Annotated in this window: 12 protein-coding genes; 2 read left to right on the top strand and 10 right to left on the bottom strand. The window is 50.5% G+C overall.

The genetic code is table 11. The features are described from left to right. Positions 1–11: 11 nt before the first annotated feature. Together E2F51_RS18095 and E2F51_RS18090 are read right to left on the bottom strand one after the other, a co-directional pair. A complete protein-coding gene (locus E2F51_RS18095; RefSeq protein WP_134824154.1) occupies positions 12–1,676 on the bottom strand; it encodes a ShlB/FhaC/HecB family hemolysin secretion/activation protein in 1,665 nt (554 codons plus the stop codon). Between the two features lie 338 nt (positions 1,677–2,014). Next, positions 2,015–2,947: an NmrA/HSCARG family protein gene (locus E2F51_RS18090; RefSeq protein WP_134824153.1), complete on the bottom strand. Its 933-nt coding sequence runs from the start codon at positions 2,945–2,947 to the stop codon at positions 2,015–2,017. A gap of 100 nt (positions 2,948–3,047) precedes the next feature. On the opposite strand from E2F51_RS18090, the gene E2F51_RS18085 reads away from it, so the two are divergent. Beyond that, positions 3,048–3,398, top strand: a complete 351-nt coding sequence (locus tag E2F51_RS18085) for a helix-turn-helix domain-containing protein (protein ID WP_013202203.1) — start codon at positions 3,048–3,050, stop codon at positions 3,396–3,398. Between the two features lie 34 nt (positions 3,399–3,432). Beyond that, positions 3,433–3,987, top strand: coding sequence for a DUF2867 domain-containing protein (locus tag E2F51_RS18080; protein WP_134824152.1), 555 nt, complete (start codon positions 3,433–3,435; stop codon positions 3,985–3,987). 91 nt (positions 3,988–4,078) lie between these two features. Here the strand turns inward: E2F51_RS18080 and fabF are convergent, their stop codons facing one another. From fabF to E2F51_RS18040, 8 genes are all read right to left on the bottom strand, one after another. After that, positions 4,079–5,368 carry a beta-ketoacyl-ACP synthase II gene (fabF, locus tag E2F51_RS18075; RefSeq protein ID WP_134824151.1) on the bottom strand — a complete coding sequence of 430 codons (1,290 nt, stop codon included), beginning with the start codon at positions 5,366–5,368 and terminating at the stop codon, positions 4,079–4,081. Beyond that, positions 5,355–8,456, bottom strand: a complete 3,102-nt coding sequence (locus E2F51_RS18070) for an efflux RND transporter permease subunit (RefSeq protein ID WP_134824150.1) — start codon at positions 8,454–8,456, stop codon at positions 5,355–5,357. Before E2F51_RS18070 ends, fabF begins: the two co-directional genes overlap by 14 nt. Further along, positions 8,453–9,559 carry an efflux RND transporter periplasmic adaptor subunit gene (locus E2F51_RS18065; protein WP_134824149.1) on the bottom strand — a complete coding sequence of 369 codons (1,107 nt, stop codon included), beginning with the start codon at positions 9,557–9,559 and terminating at the stop codon, positions 8,453–8,455. The genes E2F51_RS18070 and E2F51_RS18065 overlap by 4 nt, the downstream gene beginning before the upstream one ends. A 66-nt stretch (positions 9,560–9,625) precedes the next feature. After that, complete coding sequence (locus tag E2F51_RS18060) at positions 9,626–10,246, bottom strand: TetR/AcrR family transcriptional regulator (RefSeq protein ID WP_134824148.1); 621 nt, start codon at positions 10,244–10,246, stop codon at positions 9,626–9,628. A gap of 195 nt (positions 10,247–10,441) precedes the next feature. Then, positions 10,442–18,652: a hemagglutinin repeat-containing protein gene (locus tag E2F51_RS18055; protein WP_134824147.1), complete on the bottom strand. Its 8,211-nt coding sequence runs from the start codon at positions 18,650–18,652 to the stop codon at positions 10,442–10,444. A gap of 21 nt (positions 18,653–18,673) precedes the next feature. Beyond that, entirely contained in the window at positions 18,674–20,404 is a 1,731-nt protein-coding gene (locus E2F51_RS18050; protein ID WP_134824146.1) for a ShlB/FhaC/HecB family hemolysin secretion/activation protein, read from the bottom strand. Positions 20,405–20,439: 35 nt separating this feature from the next. Then, entirely contained in the window at positions 20,440–21,435 is a 996-nt protein-coding gene (locus E2F51_RS18045; RefSeq protein WP_134824145.1) for a fimbrial protein, read from the bottom strand. Further along, positions 21,425–23,980, bottom strand: coding sequence for a fimbria/pilus outer membrane usher protein (locus tag E2F51_RS18040; protein WP_134824144.1), 2,556 nt, complete (start codon positions 23,978–23,980; stop codon positions 21,425–21,427). Before E2F51_RS18040 ends, E2F51_RS18045 begins: the two co-directional genes overlap by 11 nt. Between the last annotated feature and the right edge of the window lie 3 nt (positions 23,981–23,983).

The following is a 23,983-nucleotide window of genomic DNA, read 5'->3' as shown; positions in this document are numbered from 1 at the left end:
ATCATTGCCTCTTAGAAAGTCAGCCCGATGCGGGCATAAATACTGATATTGTCGGGATGCAGCGAGTCAGGATGGCTGAGCGGAACACCGAGGGTGTATTGGGTGTAGACGTGCTGATTACGGGTGGTGATGCCAACGGCACTTCCCCACAGCGACCCGGTGTAGCCACGGTTGAATTTGTCGCTTTTGAGCCAGCCACCGTCGAGGGCCACAGTGGTGCTGATTTCTCCCACCACCGGCAACGTCATCAGGCTGACATTCACCTCGTTGCGCAGGTTGCCACCCACGTCACCGCTAAGGTATTGCTCTTTAAACCCGCGCACTGAGCTTTCCCCACCGAGGGTCAGGCGTTCACTGCCGTAAAGTCTGTCCGGTGACCACTGGCCATAAAAACTGCTCAGCCACCACACCCGCGCCGTCAGCGGACGTTGATAGCTGCCGCTCAGGCTCCATTTACGAAACTCAGCCTTGGGCAAGTCGCCGTTTTTTCCCCGATCGCTCTCCGCATTGAGCCACGGCATCCCACGACTGAACATCGGGTTGAGGGTGGCCACGCCGCCGGCGATTTTTTGGGTGTGAGCGATACCTGCCTGCAGGCTGGTAATTTTGCGACTGCTGGTTTGCAACAGCGTGCTGTTGAGATAGTTGTGGTTGGAATAATGATTGAGGCCGAGCTGAACGCCGGTTTTGATATCGCCATTACGAAACAGCACCCAGGGACCATTTAAGCGGTGCGCACTGTTGTCGCCATTGCTTAGCCAGGTATATCCGTTATTCTCGAAGCTGCTGTGATAGCTGCTCCAGCTGTAACTGTAATCCAGCAGTCCATAGCCATAAGGCACGCTCACGCCGGCCTGCAGGTTCTGGGCGTCACGCCAATGACTGAACGCGCTGCTTCGGCCACCGCTGATGAACCACTTGTCAGCAATGCCCAGTAAGTTATTCCCGGTTAGCGCTCCGTTTATCTGGCCAACACCGGTGGATTTTTGTCCGCTGTTATCAAAACTGAGCGACGGGCTTAACGGGAATTGCGATACCGTCGTGAGGTTCACCACCGAATAACCCGCTTTTGGCGAGGGCAGGATTTCGATTTGCGCAGGCGTGTTTTGCACGCGATTGATTTGTTCCATTCCCTGCTCAATATCCCGCAGGTTCAGAATGCCCCCTTCCATTCCCGGAAAGGTCGTTTTTAAAATGCGCGTATGTGCACCATCCAGACGAATGCTGTCCAGCCTGCCTTCCAGCACAGGAATAACCAGTTCGCCCTGCGTGAGATCCTGCTCGGTTAAAAATGCCCGACTGGTGATATAGCCACGTTGCATATACCAGTCAGAAATAGCGTGTACCAGCGCATTAATTTCCGTTAAGTTCAGACAACGATTAATATAAGGGCGGATAAACGTGCGTTTTTGCTTTTCTGATATCAGCGTGGAATTTTTGATTAGAATGTGACGAACGGTGAAACACGGTCCATTCTGATTGGGCTGCGGAACGGGCCGGCTTTCAGGCGTAGCCGCATGCCACAGCGCATCGCGCTGGTCCTGATTCTGCTGCAGGCGCTGGCTTTGTTCATTCTGAATGAAATCATGATCGCCCGGTGACAAGGGTGCCGCTATGGCGCTGAACGTCATTAGTCCGATGGCTAATGCCACCCACTTCCCTGTATTAAGTTTCATAAGTCTGCTGAACGTTATTCTGATTGTAAGGATTGTGTAAATGATGAAAAGAAGAATATCACTTTAACAATCAGAGAGTTCCCTAACAACAAAAATAATAATAATAAAATACCACTCGCCGTTAATTCACTATTAGCGTTTGCACTAAGTTAAATTAATAGGATCACTAACTCAAATGTGTAAATAACATGTCTGTGCAGACCATCCTAATCCACGACTGAGATAAGGATGGCTGATAAATGAAGGCGATAAAGAGGTATAAAAATTGCCCAGCTTGATGTGTTGCTTATGGTTTAAATCAGTTCGGATAGCGGGTCAAGAATGTTAACCGTTTCGGATTACCGCAAAGCGATATTGGCACCCTCATTGACTAATGCCGCGGCAAACGCCTCTTTGCCTGGCCCTGCCAGCCATTCCTGCAATCGGGTTAAATGACCAAACTCCTGGTTCAGCGCCGGCAAATCCGCATGACCGGCGCAGCGACCGTCGTCTATCACGGCAGCCAGACGCTTGAGAAAATCATTCTCATTGAGCAGCGTCTCGGAGAAACGCTGATAGTGGATAGGTTTACCGGCTGCCTGGCTGAGCAAAGCCTGCAAATCATTCCCGGTAACCCGATCGCCGGCGATCTCGAGGGTTCGTCCCACAAACTGTTGCGGCTTGCTAAAAATTTCAGCCACAATTTTGCCGATGTCCTGCACGGCGATAAGCTGAAAAGCCTGCTCCGGGCGGGCAAAGAAGGTGAATTTATCCTGATCCAGCGCCATGCCAGGCAGCAGCAGCAGTTCCATAAAGGCCGCTGGTCGGATAATCGTATAGCGAATTTCCATCTGCCGTATATGGTTCTCAATCTCGGTCTTGCTGTCAAAATGCCCCAGCCCGGTGGGGCCCTGACCTGCGGCGTTCACCGAGGTGTAAACCAGATGCTGAACCCGTTGCTCGACGGCGATATCGGCGATCGTCTTGCCGTAACGAATTTCCTGCTCATCCGTCACGCCGTAGGCTTCACCCTGCCCTGAACTTGGCTGGATGCTGAATACGCCATAGACGCCGCGCAGTGCTTCGCGGATAGATTCACCGTCGTTGAAGTCGCCCTTTACCAACTGTGCGCCAGCGGCCGCCAGACTCATGGAGGCGGGGCTGGTCAGATCGCGAACGAATGCCCTGACCGGTAGGCCACGGGATAATAATGCAGAAGCCACGGCTCCACCTTGCTGACCGGTGCTGCCAAAGACCAAAATGGGGCGATTGTGCGGATGATTAAGCGTCATAGTGCTCTCCTTGTTATCAGAGATCTTATTAGTATACTATTTATACCTGATTGCAATTAGGTACCTGAATGCCACCAGGTAGCCTGGAGTATCCTTCCTTATGTCTTCATCAACGCCTCAACAACTGGAATCAAGTCGGGTGATTCTGGAAGAGTTAACCAGTAAATGGACGCTGCTGGTCCTTAATGAACTCTGTCATGGACCCGTGCGCTTCAATGCACTGCGACGCGCGATGCCGGACATCACGCAAAAGGCGCTGACGCAGACGCTGAGGAGACTGGAAGCCAATGGATTTATTACCCGCACGGTACTGACCCAGTCGCCGGTGGCGGTGATCTATGAAATATCCGCCCTTGGGCGTTCGTTAGAACCGCATCTACAGGCGATTTTGCTGTGGGTTGAGCAGAATAAGGGGGAAATTGAGGCGGCTAAACGTAACTGGGTCGGTTAATATCCTAAACAATCTCTTTAAAAGGAAGGCCTGCATGGAAATGCATAAAGCATCAAAAGGCGTCTTTGTTACACCTCCGCCATTACGGGCGAAAAACCACTTTAGTTCGCCTGACCTGATTGATTGTTACGGGGTTATTTTGCCTGCGGGCACCCGGGCAGATGCCTACTGGCTTGCTCAGATTGCCTTTTCAAAGCCGCCGGCCCTGTTTCGTGGCCTGATGAAATTGCGGGATATGATAGTCTCGCCTTTTGGCGTCAAAACCTCCGAAGAGATTAAGCATCACGACAGCAACGTCGATCATATCGCCTTCTTCCCGGTGATCCACTCCTCGCCTGACGAAGTAGAGCTGGGAATGTTGGACAGCCATCTGGATTTCAGGGCCTGGTTTACGCTTGATGCTACCGACGCCGGGATGATGCTGCGTTCAACAACCAGCGTAAAGGTGAACAGCTGGTTTGGCAGAATTTATCTTTTTGTCATTACCCCGTTCCACGTCGCGGTGGTGCGATCCGCTTTGCGCCGGGTTGTCTCGCGATCGGGAGATCCGGACTGGCAGCCTGGGGCTAAAAATTTGACCACGATTTAAAAAGACAACTTTCCCGGCAAGACGAGTGTGTTATTGCGATCGTCGCTAAACGATCGCAATAACTCGCGGTTAGTTCAGTGGATCAGAGTGATTAACTGACGTCTTCCCAGCGGCGAAAGAGAACGCTGGCATTGACGCCGCCGAAACCGAAGCCGTTTGATAATGCATAGGTGATGGCCGTTGGACAGGCTTTTAATGCCACAAAATTCAGTCCTTTTCCGGCCTCATCAGGATGATGCAAATTCAGCGTCGGTGGAATCACCTGGTCACGCAGTGCCAGCAGGGTAAAGATGGCTTCAATCCCGCCCGCTGCGCCCAGCAAATGGCCGGTCGCAGACTTTGTCGAGCTGATGGCCACATCAGATTCTGTGCCAAACACCGACTTAATGGCCGCCAGTTCGCCCCGATCACCCACCGGGGTTGAGGTGGCATGGGCATTGATATGCTGAATGTCGTCAGCCTTAACCCCCGCCTGACCTAACGCCAGTTCCATTGCCCGCCGGGCACCGCTGCCGTCTTCCGGTCCTGCCGTCAGATGCCAGGCATCGGCACTGGTGCCATACCCTACCAGTTCGGCAAGCGGGGTCGCGCCGCGCGCCAGCGCATGCTCAAGCGATTCGATCACCAAAAGTCCGGCGCCCTCTGCCATCACAAAACCATTGCGATCGCAGTCAAAGGGCCGTGATGCCTGTTCCGGTGCATCTGCAAATCCGGTTGAGAGCGCGCGCGCAGCGGCAAAACAGCCCAATGTGACGCGATCGATGGCTGCCTCGGTGCCGCCGCAAAGGGCAATATCCGCTTCACCACATCGAATTAGCCGGGCCGCATCGCCAATCGCCTGAACGCCTGCAGCACAGGCGGTGATCGGTGCGCCGAGCGGTCCCCGGAAACCATAGCGGATCGAGACATGGCCAGCCGCCATATTGGCAAGGAATGAGGGCGCAGTGAACGGTGATAGCCTGCGCGGACCTCGGGTATCTGTCGTCCTCACCGCATCCGCGATGGCACCAAACCCGCCCACGCCGGAGGCGATAATGGTGGCGGTTCGTTGCTGCTGATGGTCATCCTCAGGATGCCAGCCGGCCTGCGTCAGCGCTTCTTCGGCCGCAACGAGGGCAAATTCGATGAAACGGTCCATTTTCTTGCGTTCTTTGGCGGCGATAAACCGATCCGGATCGTAGCCTGCCTCAGGGTCTTCTGACAGAGAAGGAACCTGGCCTGCGACGGTAACGCCGGTTCCTTCACTGATTTCAGGCGACAGGCGGGTAATCCCCGAGCGCCCTTCCAGCAGCCTTTGCCAGACTTTCTCCGTGCCGCATCCCAGAGGGCTGACCAGGCCGCAGCCGGTCACGACGATGCGCATGTTGTTATGACTGTTCATGGGGGACTACCTCTTTATCGTCAGGCGTTGATTGCTGGGGGCGAATTTTGAACCAGATTGCGTACATCGCCGGCAAGAACACCAGCGTGATGATGGTGCCACCGAATGTCCCGCCAATCAGGGTATAAGCCAGGGTTCCCCAGAATACGGAGTGTGTCAGGGGAATAAAGGCCAGAATCGCGGCCATTGCCGTCAGTAATACCGGCCGGGCGCGCTGCACCGTCGCTTCCACCACCGCATCGAATGGCGCAAGTCCTTCGCGTTGGTTGTGATCGATCTGCCCTATCAGGATCAGCGTGTTACGCATCAAAATCCCCGACAGCGCGATGAGGCCGACCAGCGCATTGATACCAAACGGCTGGTTGAAGAGCAGCAGCGTGGGCACGACCCCCACCAACCCCAGTGGCGCGGTGAGGAAAACCATCACCATCGCCGACATCGAGCGAACCTGCAGGATAATAATCAACAGCGTCATGGCTATCATGATCGGGAACAGCGGCGCCATCGCTTGGGTGGCTTTGCCGGACTCTTCGATCGATCCCGCCTGTTCGATGCGGTATCCGGCCGGAAGCTGGGCGATGATCGGCTGCAAAGCGGTCATGATTGCCGTGGAGACATCCGGCGGCTGCAGGTGCTCGGCAATATCGCCGCGCACGGTAATGGTCGGGGTGCGATCGCGTCGGCGCAGTAGCGGATCTTCCATCCGCACGTCAACCGCCCCGATTTGAGAAAGCGGAATGCGCTGGCCGGCGGAACCCACCAGGGTGAAACCGGCAATTTTTGCCGGATCGAGCCGGATATCGCCTGCCGCGCGTGCCATAACCTGCACCGAACGAATGTCTTCACGCACGGAGGTCAGCGGAACGCCTGACAGCAGGAACTGAAGCTGTTGCGCCACCGCATTGGAGGTCAGTCCCACCGCCTGCAGGCGATGCTGATCAAGTGTGAAATGCAGCGTCGGCACGCGTGGGCCCCAGTCAGTATTGACGGTCCTCATCATCGGGCTGGCCTGCATCACGGCTTCCACCTTGCCGGCGATGGCGCGCACGGTGTCGGGATCCGGTCCCATCACGCGATAGGCCACCGGATACGGGGAATACGGACCAAACACCAGCTGCGTCACCCGCACGCGCGCTTCGGGCGCCAGCCCCGCTGCTACGGCGTCACGAAGCCGAAACTTAAGCTTTTCACGCGCTTCCTGACTGTCGGTCAGCACCACAATCTTGGCAAATGACGGATCCGGTAGTTCTGGCGCCATGGCCAGATAAAAACGCGGCGGCCCCTGTCCGATGTAAGACGTGGTGATTTGTGCCTCTCTTTGCTTTCTAAGCCAGCTTTCGATTTTCGCGGTTGTGGCGCTGGTCTGCTCAATCGAGTTGCCATAAGGCATCTGCACTTCTACCAGCACTTCCGGGCGATCGGAGGTCGGGAAAAATTGTTTATTCACCGCGCCCATGCCGACTATCGCCACAGCGAAGAGGGCAATGACGCTGCCGGCCACCATCCACTTTCGTGCAATGACGCGGGTCAGTAAGCGGCGAAAGCGGTTGTAATGGCGGGTGTTGTAAATGGCCGCATGTCCCCCTTCCACCTTTTTGATGTCCGGCAGCATTTTAACACCCAGATAGGGCGTAAATACCACCGCCACCACCCAGGAGGCGATCAGCGCAATCCCGACGATCCAGAACATATTGCTGGTGTATTCACCGGCGGTGGACTGGGCAAACCCGTTGGGCATAAAACCGACGGCGGTGACCAGCGTGCCCGCCAGCATTGGTGCAGCCGTGTGAGACCAGGCATAGGCGGAAGCTTTAATTCGGTCGTAGCCCTCCTCCATTTTCACCACCATCATTTCGATGGCGATAATGGCATCATCGACCAGCAGACCCAGCGCCAGAATCAGCGAACCCAGCGTAATGCGGTCGAAGTTTTTCCCGGATGCCTCCATCACCACAAAGACGATGGCCAGGGTCAGCGGCACCGCGGCGGCCACCACTACCCCCACGCGCCATCCCATACTGACAAAGCACACCACCATCACCACAAGCAGCGCGACGAAAAACTTGATCATAAACTCGTCAACGGCAGAACTGATGTTGACGGACTGATCGGTGACCTTGGTCAGGCTCATTCCCAGCGGCATGCCGTGGTTGATTTTTGCCGTCTCCGCATCCAGCGCTTTACCCAGATCCAGGCCGTTCCAGCCATCCCGCATAACGATGCCCAGCAACAGCGCCGGCTCGCTCTGATTGCGGATCAGGAAGGTGGCAGGATCCTGATAACCACGCGCAACGGTTGCCACGTCAGAAAGTTGCAGGGTCCGGCCTCCGGCGATGATCGGCGTTTCACGGATTTTGTCCAGCTTGTCGAATGCGCCATCGAGGCGGATAAAGACCTGCGGTCCCTGGGTATCAATCGACCCGGCAGGCGTGAGCAGATTCTGACTGTTGAGGGCGGAGAAAATATCTTCAGGGGCAATGCCCAGCGTGGCCAGTCGGTCATGGGAGAAGGAAACAAAGATACGTTCGGCCTGTTCGCCGATGATATTGACCTTTTTTACGCCCGGCACATGCAGAAGCTGCTGGCGCAGCGATTCGGCATCACGGGCCAGCAGCCGCTGCGGTTCGCCTTTTGCCTTTAAGGCAAAAAGCGCAAAGGTCACGTCGGAGAATTCATCATTGATCATCGGCCCGGTAACGCCAGCCGGCAGGTTAACGGCCTCATCACCCAGCTTCTTACGTGCCTGATAAAATTCTTCCTGCACCTGTGAAGGCGGCGTGCTGTCCTGCAGTGACAGCAGGGTAAAAGCCAGACCGGGGCGCGTGTAGGTTTCACTGCGGTCGTACCACTTCAGTTCCTGCAACCGCTTTTCAAGCGGTTCGGCCACCTGGTCCTGCATTTCCTGTGCCGTGGCACCTGGCCAGGCCGTAATAATCGTCATCTGCTTGACGGTAAAAGGCGGATCCTCAGCGCGCCCCAGTTCAAAGAACGACAGAATGCCGGCCACGGTAATCAATATAATCAGAAACAGTGTGATTGAGCGCTCGCGAACGGCTAGCGCTGACAGATTGAATCGCCCTTCCCTCATGGCCGGCTCCCGGCAATGCTGGCGTCGTTCTGCGCGATGCGCACGGCTTCACCCTCATGCAACAGATGTGCGCCCAGCGCGACCACCTGCTCTCCCGGCTTAAGCGAACCGGTCACGCTTGCCGCATCGTCACCCAATCCCACTACCGAAACCGGTCGCCATGACACTTTGGCTGGCGAGCCCGAAATCGTCCAGACACCCGGCCCTTTCCCTGAATCATAGAGTGCGGCCAAAGGGACCTGCATCATCTGCTGCGGTAACGGAGAGTCGCTGATATGCAGCGTGACGGTGGATCCCAGCGGGGCTGCCGCCAGCGTCCCCCCAAGCACATATCGCGCTTCGAAGGTACGGGTGACCGGATCGGCCGCATCGGAAAGGAGCCGCAGTTTGGCAGGAACGGCCTGTTGGCCGGCACCGTACAGCGTTGCGGCGGCCTCGCTGCCGGGAGCCGGTCGTAGCGTCTCGGGCAGTTGCACCACCGCCTCCCGCTGCCCTGCTCTGGCCAGACGGACAACCGGCTGCCCGGCGCTGACGACCTGACCGGGTTCAGCCAATGTTTCCATCACCACGCCGTCAGCATCGGCCAGCAGTACGGCATAGCCGGTGGCGTTTTGTGCCACATTCGCCTGTGCCTGAGCCGCACTGAGTTCAGCTTTGGCCGACTCTGCCGCCGCTTTGATGCCATCGTAGGCCGAGGCTGATACTGCGCCCGTTTTCACCAGGCCACGATAGCGCCCCTCGTCATCAGTCGCTTGTTTTGCCCGCGCCCGTGCGGCAGCAACGGTCTGTTGCTGAGCCTGTGCCTGCAGGCGTAAATCAACCGGATCCAGACGCATCAATGGCTGACCGCGTTTAACGTTCTGGCCAGTATCAACCAGGCGTTCGAGGATCTTCCCTTCAACGCGAAAGCCGAGGTCGCTTTGCACACGAGCAACCACAACGCCGGTGAAGGCGCGTGAGGCATCGACCGCACTGACGACGGTTGCCGTTCTTATCAGAGGGGGCTGAGTCCGGGGATCGTCAGCAACGGAAGCGTCACCGCAGGCCACCAGGGCAAGCGGCAACAGGTAAACAGCAAAACGGGCAGGATGTAGCCTGAGCATCGGTTCCCTTACACTTTAACAGGAGAGTAACCGCATTCTCAGACTAGTGACCAATATTGTCAATAGTCACCAGTCGGGTGACAGACTTCTCAGTATCAACGAAGACAGGAGTGTTGCCGCAGCCGGCGCGGTTTCCAAATTGAATTGCAGTTGTACTGGACTGATGTAAGGCAGCATGACCAGATATATTGCCTGGGTTGCCTCATCCAGCGGCGTTTTACCTTCAAACTCCCCGGCCTGACGCCCTTCGACAATGATCTGTTCGATCAGCTGGCGCACCCGACCTTTATACGCTTCTGCTGAGGGCCAGCTATCACGCGACGCGACGGCAGCAATGTCATAAAGCTTGCGGTCGTGAAAAAACAGATCGCTGCCTGCTTCAGTTATGGCACTGAATAAACGCCGTATTTTTTCAGAGGCAGACGGTGCATCGGCAATGGCTGCATTGACGATCACCATAATCATCGCCAGTCGGTTGCTGCAAATCACCTCGCCGATGGCCTGCTTGGAATCGAAAAATTTGTAGATGTAAGACTTAGAAAAACCAATGGCTTTCGCCAGTTCCGACACGGTGGTTTTCTCATAGCCGTAATGTCCAAAATGCTCGGTGGCAGCTTCGACAACCTGATCGCGGACACTGTGATCCGACGGCCCCCGCGGGGGGAGTTTATTTATTTGTTTCGTCATTTTGCCAGCTTAGCGTAATGCGTTCTGATTGACAACGCGTGACCGTATCGTAATTAAGTCACTTGCTGATGTCAGGTTTAGGGTGGATTTCTGGCCCGTTGTTGTCGTAGTCAACGTCGCAAAAATCGTGCCGCGCCCGATTAGCAATATCGGGCGCGACGGGACGCTAGCGAGGGAGTTATCTACTCCATCACCTTAATCTTCATTGCGTTTTTCATACTCTTTTTTCCATTTCTCCATGATGGAATCCAGTTTTGGGCCATTTTTAATGGTTCCGACATTGCTGCCGCCCTTCAGGTTGCCCTGCGGACTCAATGCCCAAACTTTACGCTTAGGTTTTGATTGCACGGTTGCATCACCCAATGAGGGATCCGTTGCGGATGAAAGGCCAGTATCCGGGACAGTTGTCGGAGATTCATGGGCCGTATCGGTATCTGATGGCGATTTTTCAGTTGAGTTTCCTGTTGAAGGCTCCTTCGCTGAGGAATGGCCAACATCCGGTACCTTTATTGGCGTCTCATGTGCCTGGTCAGGCTTCGCTGTGGATTTATCCGTGCTATTACCTGGCGTTTTCTCAGTCGAATGGCCCGTGGAAGGATCCTTCGCCGAGGCATGTCCAGTATCTGGGACATTTGACGGCGAGTCGTGTACAGGATGTGAAGGTGAGGAGTTGCTACCAGATTGACTGCCAGATTGACTGCCAGATTGACTGCCAGTATCCGGCGTTGCAGACGCGGTATTATTGCCGTTCTCAGTCCTGGACTTAGTTTTACCCTTACCTCTTGCGTTTCCACCCAGTGTGGCCGAAATATCGCTCCCTGCCGTAAAGATATCTTCTGTGACTTCGCTCATATTACTGCTGTCTTGATTCAGTGTGCCGTTGACGCTACCTCCCGCTGTATGGTTGCCCACAGAGAGTGTGGATTTTTGATCTTCCTTATAGTGAACTTCATCAACCGTGGTGACATATGCACTGCCTGTCAGATTGCCTTTTTTATCAACTCCGCCACTTCCGCCCGCATACAATCCATCCTGTTCGATTGAATCGACTAGCGTGACTGCATTGATGTCACCCTCTACGTCAACGCGACTGTTTTCAGAGTCGGAAAGAATATGCCCGCCGGTCAGGTTGAGATCCTTGCCAACCTTAATATCCATCTCTCCACTGCTGGTGATACCACTTTGCTTAGTAACAGTAGCTGAATTGTAATATTCGCTTCCCTGACCATATCCCGCACTTGCCGTGGGTATAATTCCCGAGGTTGAAACCGCCGCACCTGCTGATGCGCTTGCCTGGCTGCTGGACGCCGTGGAGTTAACCGTATCCTGGGCGCTGGTGATGTTCAGATCCCCTGCCACATCCACATCCCCCTTATCGGCAACGATGTTCGCCCCTTCAAGCGTCATATTCCCGCCGGTGGTAATGTTGACGTTGCCGGCATTCATCTGGGAATTTGTGTGTGTAGTAGATGATGCTGAGGACTTCTCGTCATATTGAGCATAATCAAGACTGGCACCGACACCTGCGCCGGTCGCCCCCGCTGAAGCACCAACACTGAGACCGCCGCTTTTGGTGCTGGAATAGGTATCGGACTGCGAATAGGTTTTCGCAGATTCCATGGTAAAATCGCCTCCCGCCTCAACGGTGACATTTTCTGCATTAATATCCACACCACTCAGCACGGTGTTATTATTAGATTTAAGATTCAAACTGCCCACATTAATGTTGTTAATGTTTTCCTGCGCGTTATAGGTTTTTTCTCCAGAGGTCGTCGTCTGATAGCCAAAACTGACCGATCCTCCCGCCAGGTCATTAAATATCAGGTTTGTCGCGTCACCAACGGCAGAAGCCGTTGTTTCACCGATATTGACATCGTTCCCCTCTTGAGCTAATGCAGCATATTTGTTGGTAACATCCGCAACGACACTATGCCCTTCAGCGTTAATGCCGGTGAAAGTCTGTTTTGTTTCAGTGGTGGTCTTGGATTCATCCAGATATTTGGTTGACGCAATATTATTTGCCTCAACATTCATTTCCTCCATGGCGAAATCACCGCCGCCGATATCGACAGTTTCTTCAGCAGAAAACGTACCGGAATTTGAAAAATCGAATTGCGCATTGGCGTTTTTCACCGAAGACTTTTCTGTGGTTGTGGTGGTGCTTTGCATACCCGCTTTGAAACCGGCGGTCGGTGTCACTCCTGCTGCGCCATTACTTTTGCCGCGACCGGTGGTCTCGCCACCATACTGGTTCACGCTATCATATCCATTGGAGGTCCCCGTTTCTAAACCATCAACGCTTGAAGCCTCCATATCAGCGGAATATCCACCGCCGGAAGCACTTGCCCCAAACACGAGCTCATTTTTAGTGGTGGTTTCTTTTTCCCAGGTAACATCTTGCGCAGTGGCGATATTGACATCATTTCCTGCACCAAAACTGCCATTCTCGGCGGAGAACGACGCCCCCTCGATATTGATATCATTTGCGGCTTTCACCTTGAGGTCTCCACCGGACGATACGCTACTGGTAACGGCAGTGGCGGTAATACTCTGTTTATCGACAGTGGTATCCGAAAACAATCCGTCATTGCTGTACTCGATGCTCCGCTCGGAGACAATCTCGCTAAGCGCATTAAACTCAACATCACCGTCTGTTGCAGTAATTTCCGCATCGCCACCTGCAGCAACATCAATCGCATTGAGGATGACATTTTCACCGGTGACTTTCAGATTGCCACCTGCCTGAATACTGTCATCAATGGTGTGAAGCTTTTTATTACCATCATATTGGGTGCCAATACTGGCGGTAAAGGTCGTATCGCCCTTTTCAGCCGTGATGCTCATATCATCACCACTGCGCAGGTAGGAACCACTAACTTCAATATCGCCCTCTTCAGAGGTAATAGCCAGGTTGCCGCCCGCTGCAATGCCGCCTGCCACGTCAGTAGAGGCAATGGAAATATCGCCCTCTGAAGTAAGATTTGCATCCTTTCCTGCGGAAATAAGCCCGTTAACGCTGGTTATTGAGCTGGCATCGATATTGATGTCCTGGTTTGCATGCACCACGGAACTTGGAACGCCTTCGTTGAGCTGCTTCTGCGTGGTTTTAGATAAATAGATGGTCGGTACCAGTACCATATAGTCGTCAACCTGCTGCTCGACATACCAAATAATATCTTCATCAATATTCTTACGCTGATCTTCAGTCAACGCCACACCAACTTCTAATCCCATAGCGTCGGCAACCAGTGCAGCATTATCCATCAGATGTTTAACCAGTTCAGTCCCGGCAAGGCTGTTGCGGTAACTGAAGAATGAACCCAATGTCGTTTCAATCTGGCGATTGATCAATTCGGTGAGATAGTAACTATCACCGACCACGGTTACCGGCTTATCGGAGGTATAGTTAATCTGTTTGAAGAAGTAATCAGAGCCGTAAAGCGAACTCTTATCAATCATCGTCAGGGTTGTCTCATACAAAGGGATGATCGTCAGGGTGTGGTCTCCCACGGCAGTGGTGGCATCCACTGTCCCGGTGACACTGCCCGTGGAAATATATTTTTTAAACGCGGTCGAATGCGTAAACATGCCCGGAATACGGTTAAGCTCGCCAACCGTCGGTAAGGTACTGATACCCATGAAAATCTCAGCCAACACCTTCTGATTCACGAGGATTTGAGCATTGGACTCCAGCGCTTTAACCGTTTTATCACCCACCTCAACATCAACTACGGTGTTGGTTTTGACGATATCGTCACTTATGCCATTATTGAATGAACCGCCGGTATGTGTGAAGTTCCTGCCCGCTGTAATCGCGCCCTGATCCATCGGTAAGAAATACACCATCTGCTGTTTGATCAGTTCGTCCTGTGAAGAGATGGCAGAAGACCACAAGGTTTGCATCTCATCCCAGGATTTATTCCTCCAGGTTTCGCCAAACAGGCGGGTCATGACTTCTTCAAACGGGTTGCTTGATTTAGAGACATTGATAAGGCTGGAGTGAAAACCCTTTGAAACATCCAGCGTTGAAGGTGATTTACCCTCTCCGAAAACATAGTCCAGCATGGCGTACAATGTCGAGAATTGCACTTTCTGGTGTTTAGTCGAAATCGCTTTGTAATAGTCATGTTGTAATATAACGTTGAACGGCGTGTTCATATATTCAAATAGCGACATGGACGCATATTCTGGTTCATTATAAAGATCGCCGTTAATAAAAATATCCTGCGAGGCTGCAAGTAAACCGCCGGTATTGGTCACTTTTGGATTACTGAAAACCCCGCGACTGTTTATTTTCAAATCTCTCCCGGACTTGATTGCCGCTTTCTGGTCGATGTAGATATCTGATTGCCAGGTGGGTAACGTCATAAAGACATAGTCTTCGTTGACATAAATCTTTGAGGTTTTGTATTGATGCATACCAGAAAGTTCATTACTTTGCCCTAACGACCACTTAACCTCATTATAGGAGCTTCTATTTATCAACTCGTTAGCATCAATTAACAAATCGCCACCAGATTGAATGTGACCAGCATAATTGAACAGGTTCAGGGCTATCAATGACATCGATTTATTGCTGTAAATATTGCCTTCGGAGTGATTTGTAAAATCGCCAGCGCCGACATTAACTGCGAGATCGCCAAGAGACCAAAGCAGCGTGTTGCTCTCATTAATAAAGTTTTTTGCTGTGATAATCAGATTCTTTGCGGTTACTAACGAACCGCCACTGTAATTGATAAAGTCTTTTTTAGCATGAAGAATGAAGCTGGCATAATTCTCTTCATTTTTATCATTGGTGATATTTCCCGCAGAGTTTATAGTGATATTGTCATTTGCGAGGATGCTTCTGTTGCCGAAAGAGAAGTCATCTTTAATATCTATAATGATGTCTTTCGACGAAGAAATTCGCCCATCACTATGGTCTATTCTGTTAACAATAAAATGATTGAGGGTTTTGGCATAGAGTGAACCATCATCTTTGTTCTCTAACAAATCTGCGGTAATCGCGATCTTATCAGCAGTCATGGTCCCCGCTGAGTTCGTCACCGTGCCTTTGTCCACGTGAACATTAAGGGCATTGGCGGCTGAAATCACCGCATTATCGTTAATTAACCGACCGGTGGTTACATCAATACTGCCATTTTCACTGAACAGATACGCTTCATCACTGTTGGTAATTTTATCGGCAGTGACCGTTAAATCATCCATAGCATAGAAAATAGATGTTTCGTCTATCCTGTCGACCAGCTTGCCTTCATCATTGTAAACATCCTCATAATAACTTCCGGTGTTCTCTATGCTTTTCGCACTGACGGTGACTGAACCATTCTGGCTGATCACGCTGGCAGCAGCGCTATTGAGGATGGTGCCAATTTTATCTAATACCAGTCCCATATCACCACTGATGATCGCGCGTTTACTGTTAGCAATATTTGCCACATCAACAATGTTAAGCAGGCCAAAGCTATTAATAACGGCTGTGTCACCGGCATTGATCAGGTTAGTGATGTTTTTTATCACCATGCCTGCATCGGCAATTATTTGTGCTTCACTACCCGATTTGCTGTCACTTGAATTGATTAAATCAATGAGGTCCTGAAGAGTGATATTTTTAGCGGAATAGAGTAAGCCACTGTTGGTTAATTTGTTGACCTGTTTAAATTCAAGATCCGACTCAGCGCCGATAGAATATGTATTATCGAGGGTGTTGATGTTATCAACCTTAACATTTCCAGAGGTAATTTCACCGCTGTTGATTAACTCACCGCTGTTCGAAATCGTTACGCTGCTGCCACTGGAAACCGTTCCGGAGTTATTAATCGTATTAATGGAGTCAGTAGATATGGTATCTTCTGCGGAAATTTTTGACGTGTTATCCAGGCTTTTAATGTTATTTAACGCCAGCTTGTCATTTGCAAAAATCAATCCTGCATTAGTGATGTTGCTCACATCTGAAATGACAACGTCCCTGCCCTGAATCTTGGCTTCATCGAGACTGTTTTTGATCGACTCAACATTTTTGATTATCAGATTAGCGGTACTGCCGATAACGCTTGAGCTGTTGATCAGGTTTGCAACGTTTTCAATAATCAACGCAGCGGCACTGATTTCAGCGCCATTAGAATTGCTGATATTTAACGTTTTCTCGTTGGCATTCCCGATAATATTCAGCGTGCCGCCTGCCATGATGTTGGAAGCATCATTTTCCAGCGCTGAGCTAAGGTTGAGGTTGAGATCGTTGCTTGCAGCAATAGTAGCACCCTCCTTGTTTGTCAGGCTGGCAGCGCTAACCGTCATGCCACCCTTTGATTGCACCGTTCCGCTATTATCCAGAGTGCCCGTTGTGAGGGTGAGCGTGTTCTCAGCCTGCAACGTACTGCTGTTCATGACGGACTTTGACACGATCAAGAGCGTATCGGTCGCGATTAACTGCCCGTCATTACTCAGTTTCTCATTGCCGGTTAAGGCGATATATGCGGCCTGAATCAGCCCACCATTCGATAGCGCCTGCAGGCGACTCATGCTTAAGCGGTCGGCGATCAAAATCTGCGCCTGGTCGGTATTATCCAGCGTACTGCTGCCATTGAGAGACAGGTTGTTTGCCTGTATCTGGGCGGCGCCCTCATTTTTCACCGCAACGACCGTGTTATCGAGGGTATTCACCACAATGTCATTGTCGCTGATGATTTCACCGGCCCCCTTGTTGGAAAGTGATTTTTTAAGGTTGAAATTGATGGTGTCGGCGGCGTGAATCTTGCCCTGGTTAATACTCTCTGTAGCGGTGATATCAATAGCAGTATCACTCGCGATCAAACCAGAATTGTTCACTGAGTTAGCGCTGGTCAGTGACACCCGCTTTTTACCCTTAATCGCGCCCGCGTTAGTCAAATCGTTGACATTGATACTGACCGCAGCCGAACTGTACGCCAGTCCGTTGTTTAACAGCGAGTTGGAGACCAGCACCAGATTGCCGGTTGACTGGATAATGCCGTTACTGGAAATGACATCTTGTACGTTGAAGGTCAGCTTCCCGACGTCTGCACTCAGGCTTCCCCCCTGATTGCTTACGCCTTTGGCATTGATGTTGACGTTTCCGTTTTTGGCGTTCAGGGCGACATCGGAGACAATCGTAGAATAAGCGACCTTATTACCCTTTACCGTGACGACATAACTGCCATCCTGCAGGGTAATAACCGCATTGCTGATAATGTTATTATTGCTGTCCAGTGCCTGGATTTGGCCAGTGAGCGTGTAATCGCCGCTCAGATTAATATCAATGGAAGTGATATCGGTACGCAGGCCTTTAGACTGAATTTTCGCTGCCTTTTGCAAAAGTGAATCAGCGACGATTCTGATTATCCCGCTATTTGACACCATATCCGCACCGACATTGAGCTTATTCAGTGCGGATATAAAGATGTCTCTTTCTGCATTGAAACCGCCAATGCTGCCCGAAGACGTGGTGGAGATATTTTCACCTGTCACGGTAATATCTCGCTCAGATTTCAGTGCGGCCAGAGAAATATCGCCCGAGGCTGAGATTTCAATATCGCTGGCACTGATGATACTGCCGTCATGTTTCACCCCCGCACCGCTCTCGGTACTGATCAGCTGTATCCTGCTGCCGTACATGGAGCCCACGCTTGAACCCGAGATGGCGATAGCTGGCGTGTTTTCGCCCTTCGCTGCGCGAACAGCATGCTCACGGCTCGACGGGTCATAGTCGTTATTACCGGTCAACACCTTTATTGCCGCCGGGCCGGATATACTGCCCTGCAGGGTGGCGCTTCGGCTGACAATATCGAAGTAGTCCAGCCCCTCGGTTGAGACGCCAGCCGAATCAATCAGCACGTTGCCCTTATCAACAGAAAGGAGGTAATGGCCATCATCTTGCTGCTGTGCTTTACCCGTCGACAAGGTGAGAGATTGGCTGTTGATGGTCGATATGCCATTCACCACAATGCCATTTTCATTAGCGATGATTAAATCCGCTTTGCTGCCTAAAACCTCCAACGTGCCCTGGAGATGGGACGATTTCGAGCCGGTGACTTCGGTAATAATGGCAGAGGACTCTTTACTCAGGTTACTGTTCTTAAGCGCATAGCCTCCAATCTGACTCACCCCATCGGTCATGCTGTTATTGAACACCACACCGGGGTTACTGGCATTGAACTCAGTGAATTTGTTATGTGAAATCCCCTTGTTGTTAGGATCAGCGATGTCGATCAAGGGTGTACCGTTGGCGGTTGCATTAATACCGGGACCATTAATTTGCGTTGGATCAACGACAATGTTACCCGCGTAACTCTGAGATAAAGGGAGAAGCCCCATTAAGCTGATAAATACCGGGCTTAATTTGAATTTTCTGGCCGTTCTGTAGGACTTTTTTTTGGCATTGCTTTTCATGATGTACACGCTCCATATGTATTAAAAATTAACGTTCATATTGTAATAAACAACGTTTCTGTCGATTTTATTTCTCTTCAAATCGTCAGGTATACTGACTGGCCATGCGGATGTTAATGCTGCAGAGAAATGGTTGTTTGAAACTTTGATACCGACAGCTGCACCTGAAAGGGTTTGAGTATTACACCTCGTGTCACAATTATCTTTCGCCACAGAAATATCGTAACCAACAAAAGGCGTCAGGGTATTAAAAGAGTAGGCATTAATAGCAACAGGGAAATTAATGTTATTGGATAGCACAGCACCTGATGCCGCGCGGATATAGTCATTTTTAAAGCCCCTGACCGAATATTCATCCCCTACCGTTATCTGCTCGCTGCTGACCACGGTATCATTGGTGTACTGGAATGTTGTCGTGCCTTCATACTGCAAGCCGATACGTTTGATGCTGGCAATATTTTTCTTCCATGTCATATAGCCGACGTATTTCACAAAATCGATGTCATAGCCTTTAAGGTCCGGATCGTCTGTCCAGCTGGCGTTAAACCACGGGGTGCCGGCCACCACCGACAAATCGCCATAGAACCAACCGTCAAGCACGTTTCCGACATAGTTAATGCCGGTAGAAACGTTGCTGTAGTTTTTTGAACTGACCGCTATTTTGTAATTTTCAATGAAGTTAGTGCTGTAGCGCTTCTCAACTTTCGCCCAGGCGCTAAATTTACCGCTGGCATCGCGCCCAATCAGCCGACTCACTTTGGCTGATAAGCGGCGTGAGGTGCCCTCACCATGGTAACGACCATAGGTACCCCCGACATAGTTTTCATAATTCGAATACAAATAGCTTAAATCGAGATTCCAGTAGCGATACGGCAGGTTGAGTGAACCATAAGCCGTATACTGATGCTCTTTATCATCCTTCATGTTGTACCAGGAGTACCTGCCGGATAAGGAGTCATTTACGCCAAGAATATTTCTGCCTGTTGCCGTCAGATAGTATTGGTGATCGCCTTGAGGCTCTGTACCGGAATTATTTAACCCGGCGCCAAATGAAAAATAGCGAACGTCCAAATCGCTATAATCGACAACGGAATAGCCGGGCTTCTCGGTTGCTTTGACTTTAATGGCGGTTTTTGGCGATACCTTCAACATATTTTCCAGCCCCTGATCCAGCTCTTGTATGTTGAGTTTGCCGTTCTGGGCAGCAGGGATCGCCGCAAACAGCTGCAGCCGGTCCCTCCAGCCATAATCACTTTTACCGTTTATGGTGATGCTATCGATCTTGCCCCAGAGCACGGTGAGTTTGAGAATGCCACTGTTGAGATTGGTTCTCTCCAGGCTGACCAGAGACGTTGAATATCCCTTTCCGATATAGAAATTGGTTAATTCGCGGATTAGCTTTATAATATCCGCCCTTCCCATCTTCGTACCTTGATATGATGAGATAATCTGATTTCTTTCTTTCGACGTGGCGAAGAGATCATCATTGGTGACTTCTATTTTTGAAATAAGATATTTTGGGCCAGCATTTTTATCTGCCACCCGATCGTTTGCTGTCTGTTGGCGGTTCTCCTCTTGCGCGGACTGAATTTTCTTCTCGTCTTCAATTGCATCCTGGCTTTCAGTGACGTTCTGTTCACGTAAAAATTGATCGATATCACGTTCGGCGAGGGATGCCGCATAGGAATGACACTGGAAAAGGAACAGGGTCATCGCGCATAAACTTTTAAGGGTTATTTTTTTAGTAAACATGGTATTTAAGCCATTTATAATTTAAGTGTTGGGATTTAATCAATGCTAATGGTGTAAAGTAACGTGCCCGAGACTTTACCTGGCGTGATGTTGGCTCTTTCTGAGTCTTTGACGTATAAGTGCGCAGACATATTAATGTTCTTTTCAACGACATTTGGGAATAGATATTTTTTTCCCATTTGCACATATGAATACCTGGTGCTTTTTTCGTTTATTTTCACTTTGACCGATATATTTTTAGCGTATCCGTCACCACTGATAACGCCAATTTCACCGGTTTCACCACCAAACAAATAATTATCAGAATTGAAAGTTAATCCGATTGATGATGCCGTTGGACAACTGACATGAAAGTTCCATTGTACCTCTTCGCCTTGCTTAGTAGATTTCGAAAAATAGGCAGAATCATAGGTGCCCAGATTAATAAAGGTAGATGAGGGGACGACCGCACAGCTCTTCGGTTTAATGACAATATTTGAACCCAAGTTGACATGCATCAGCGCCACTTCGCCGCTGTCGGTGGGGATATAGGCTTTGGCAATTTCTCCTGCAGAAATAATGTGTTCCCCTTCTGCAACAGAACCAATATGCACCAATTCAACCAATACGTTGTCCGCTGGAATGGTGCAGACTTCTATGCAGTTCAATGACTTACCGGGAACATAATAAGCGTCTGAAAAGGATGCTGGCCACTTCATTCTTATGCCGATACCAGCCACTTCTGTAATATAAATGTTTGAATAAACACTTTTGGCATAAGACCTTGAGTATGCTGATTGCCAGTTAACCGTCGCGCCGTTTTCACAGGTGTATGAAATGGCTGAAACAGGAAACTGGCGTGAGTAAAGCACCGTTTCCGTCGGCGATGTTGATTTAGAGGGATTCAAGGTGATTGATTCACCGATGTTAAGATTTATCACTCCTCCTGAAGTGATAGTGCACTTTGCGGCATGCGCGGGTGTTGCAAGAACAAACTGAATTACGAGCGCAAGACAGGATGAAAACAGTAATATCGTCGATTTAGCCTTCATTTTCATTTCCCTCTGACAAACAATGCACATCCTGGTGTGATAATCCTTCTGGCGTCTTTACTGATTCCGGGACTGGCGAAATGGTTAAACTGCAGTGATGGACGGATTTGTCTTTCTGCCATGCGATTGAGTAACGGGACGTTTGATTATTTTGAGGTAACATGACGCGTCCGCCCTGTCCCACCAGGCCTACAACCTGACCTTCATTGTCCTTAACCGCAGTACCAAAAGGTATATTCAGTCCACTACTGTGGCTGATGCGATATAACTTCATTGGCTCGTTTGTCGACTCGATATCAAGTAACAGAATGGCACCGCGGGTAGGAATGATTTTTTTATGGACGTCTTCTGTCTCCAGCTCAAAGGAACTTCCTTCGGGATCGAGGTATAACTCGTTATATTGATAGGGTATGAGATTACGGACAATGCCGTAGCCATTGCTTTGTATTCTGGCCAGGTTATCTGGGTAAATCCTTGCACCTTCAGCACCTTGAGAATTCACGATGGCAATACTGTCACCCATCCCCTGAGAGTAATTCACCCCCCCTGAATGAATGATCACCCCGCTGGATAAGCCGATTGCGGCAGAAACCGCATGAGATGTTTTACTTATACTCGCCGTCGTTGCAGCCAGATCGGTATTTCGGGAGAAACTCACCCCGCTGTTCTGGATGACTTTTTCACGGGTGTTTATATAGGCGTTAAAGTTATTTTCTCTTTCCTCGCCGGTGGTTCCCGTTACCGCGGTTCTCAGGGAGGCGCTGTTTGAATTGTACCCCCCTGATGCAACCAGACTCACGGTGTCTGTTGCAGAGCGGTGTAATGGCACTGAGAAATTGACGTAAATCTGCCGGTCATCATAACCTTTGCTGTCATGATATTGCGTCAGGGAAATTGAATAGTTGAAATTGCGATAGGCATTACGATATGAAACCTGGTAGCTTTTATTATAATTACTGTCGTCTTTATGCCATGTTCGTCCCATGTACCCACTTAAATACAGGCTTCCCCAGTAATCAGGTAACTGTTGCGAAAGGGTCACGTCGACTCTGTCACGCGATCGTTCTACACGTTCGAACTCCTTTTCATATAACGCGTCCGACAATGTATAATAATCATCTTTCATCGCCCGTCGGAATGACAGATTGATCGCCGTATCACTTTGATTGACGTATTTGGAGTAATTTAATTGTATGGCTGCGTTGCAAGTCCAGCTGCAATGCTCTTTCTTACCATCTTTGAAATCGGTATATGACCAGGTCATATCGCTGCTGATTGCGCCCACAGGCGTGTTGAATGCCACGCCGGTTTTAAGCGCTTTGTATGCGAAATCTGTTTGCTGTACACCACTGTAGAGCGTGGTATTACTGGCTATTCCATACTGGAGCATGCCCTCAAACAGCATTGGTGAGGCAGACACGCCGGAGAGCTGTATCTGCCCGACAGTAGAGGAATAACGCAGATACCCCTGGCGGAGAAGCTGAGGGACATTGGCATAGGGTACGGTGAAGCTTTGGACGCGACCATCCGACTCCTTGATGTTGACCACGATATCCCCGCCATAACTTGCAGGGTAAAATTCCCGAAGCTCAAACTCGCCAGGTGGCACATTGGTTTCATAGATCACATTATTATTCTGGACTAACGTGACCGTCGCATTGGTGTCCGCAATACCCCGCACTGACGGCAGGTAGTTTCTCATCGACATGGGCAGCATGGGGTCCCAGGTGCTAAGAGAAGCGCCCCTGATACTTAAGCTCTCGAAAAATTCGCCGGACGTCGAGATATCACCGACTAAAAATCTCGACTGCAGGCTTCTGACCGCGGTCTCAGCATAGGCATCACCATGTACCAGCGTACGGTTATAACTGGATTTCCCATTAGTAAAATAGAGATTGTCATTTGTATTAAAACGCCAGGAACCCAGATTGAAGCTTGTACTGGCTCCCACGTATAAACTGTTGACGGCATTCTTCCCTTTTTCCATATAACTGGCGACATTCGCATTGCCAGACATTTTTAATGCATTGACACCGTCGTCCCACAGGGCGGGATTGATATAATCATCGGAAGCGCGATTGAGGTAGATTTGTGGGATGGTGATATTCAGTGCGCTTTCACTCTTCTCGAACGCCACCACCGAGCCAGGGATTAACGATTCCAGCTTTCTACAACCGTCTAAGATGTTTTCAACAGAGTAATATTGACTGTCTATCTTAAACGCAACCAGCAATTCTCGGGTTATGCAGGGAGTCAATTGGCCATCGACAGTGTCGAATGTTATTTTTTCGCCACCCAGCTTTCTGTCATTAACCGTCAGGTCGACGTAGTTGATCCCTGGGGTTATTTTTTCCTTTGTTAAATAATCCAAATCGACATTACTATCATACTGTTTCATAAAGTCAGTATTAAACGTAAAGCGTTCGGACTTTTTTTCTATAACTTCCCCCTGTTTCTCGTCCGTGGCAAAAGTTTGCTTTGGAGAGATAATAATCAGTCCAAGCAATGCTAAAGAAAACTTCATCGCGAGCGTTTTTGTGTTCATAAC

The sequence above is a fragment of the Erwinia sp. QL-Z3 genome (genome assembly GCF_004551645.1).
GTDB lineage: Bacteria > Pseudomonadota > Gammaproteobacteria > Enterobacterales > Enterobacteriaceae > Erwinia > Erwinia billingiae.
This window is presented reverse-complemented; position numbering and strand designations above follow the sequence as displayed.

Coding starts and splice junctions, on each gene's coding strand:
- E2F51_RS18095 (WP_134824154.1), bottom strand. CDS start 1,676: ATGAAACTTAATACAGGGAAGTGGGTGGCATTAGCCATCGGACTAATG.
- E2F51_RS18090 (WP_134824153.1), bottom strand. CDS start 2,947: ATGACGCTTAATCATCCGCACAATCGCCCCATTTTGGTCTTTGGCAGC.
- E2F51_RS18085 (WP_013202203.1), top strand. CDS start 3,048: ATGTCTTCATCAACGCCTCAACAACTGGAATCAAGTCGGGTGATTCTG.
- E2F51_RS18080 (WP_134824152.1), top strand. CDS start 3,433: ATGGAAATGCATAAAGCATCAAAAGGCGTCTTTGTTACACCTCCGCCA.
- fabF (WP_134824151.1), bottom strand. CDS start 5,368: ATGAACAGTCATAACAACATGCGCATCGTCGTGACCGGCTGCGGCCTG.
- E2F51_RS18070 (WP_134824150.1), bottom strand. CDS start 8,456: ATGAGGGAAGGGCGATTCAATCTGTCAGCGCTAGCCGTTCGCGAGCGC.
- E2F51_RS18065 (WP_134824149.1), bottom strand. CDS start 9,559: ATGCTCAGGCTACATCCTGCCCGTTTTGCTGTTTACCTGTTGCCGCTT.
- E2F51_RS18060 (WP_134824148.1), bottom strand. CDS start 10,246: ATGACGAAACAAATAAATAAACTCCCCCCGCGGGGGCCGTCGGATCAC.
- E2F51_RS18055 (WP_134824147.1), bottom strand. CDS start 18,652: ATGAAAAGCAATGCCAAAAAAAAGTCCTACAGAACGGCCAGAAAATTC.
- E2F51_RS18050 (WP_134824146.1), bottom strand. CDS start 20,404: ATGTTTACTAAAAAAATAACCCTTAAAAGTTTATGCGCGATGACCCTG.
- E2F51_RS18045 (WP_134824145.1), bottom strand. CDS start 21,435: ATGAAGGCTAAATCGACGATATTACTGTTTTCATCCTGTCTTGCGCTC.
- E2F51_RS18040 (WP_134824144.1), bottom strand. CDS start 23,980: ATGAACACAAAAACGCTCGCGATGAAGTTTTCTTTAGCATTGCTTGGA.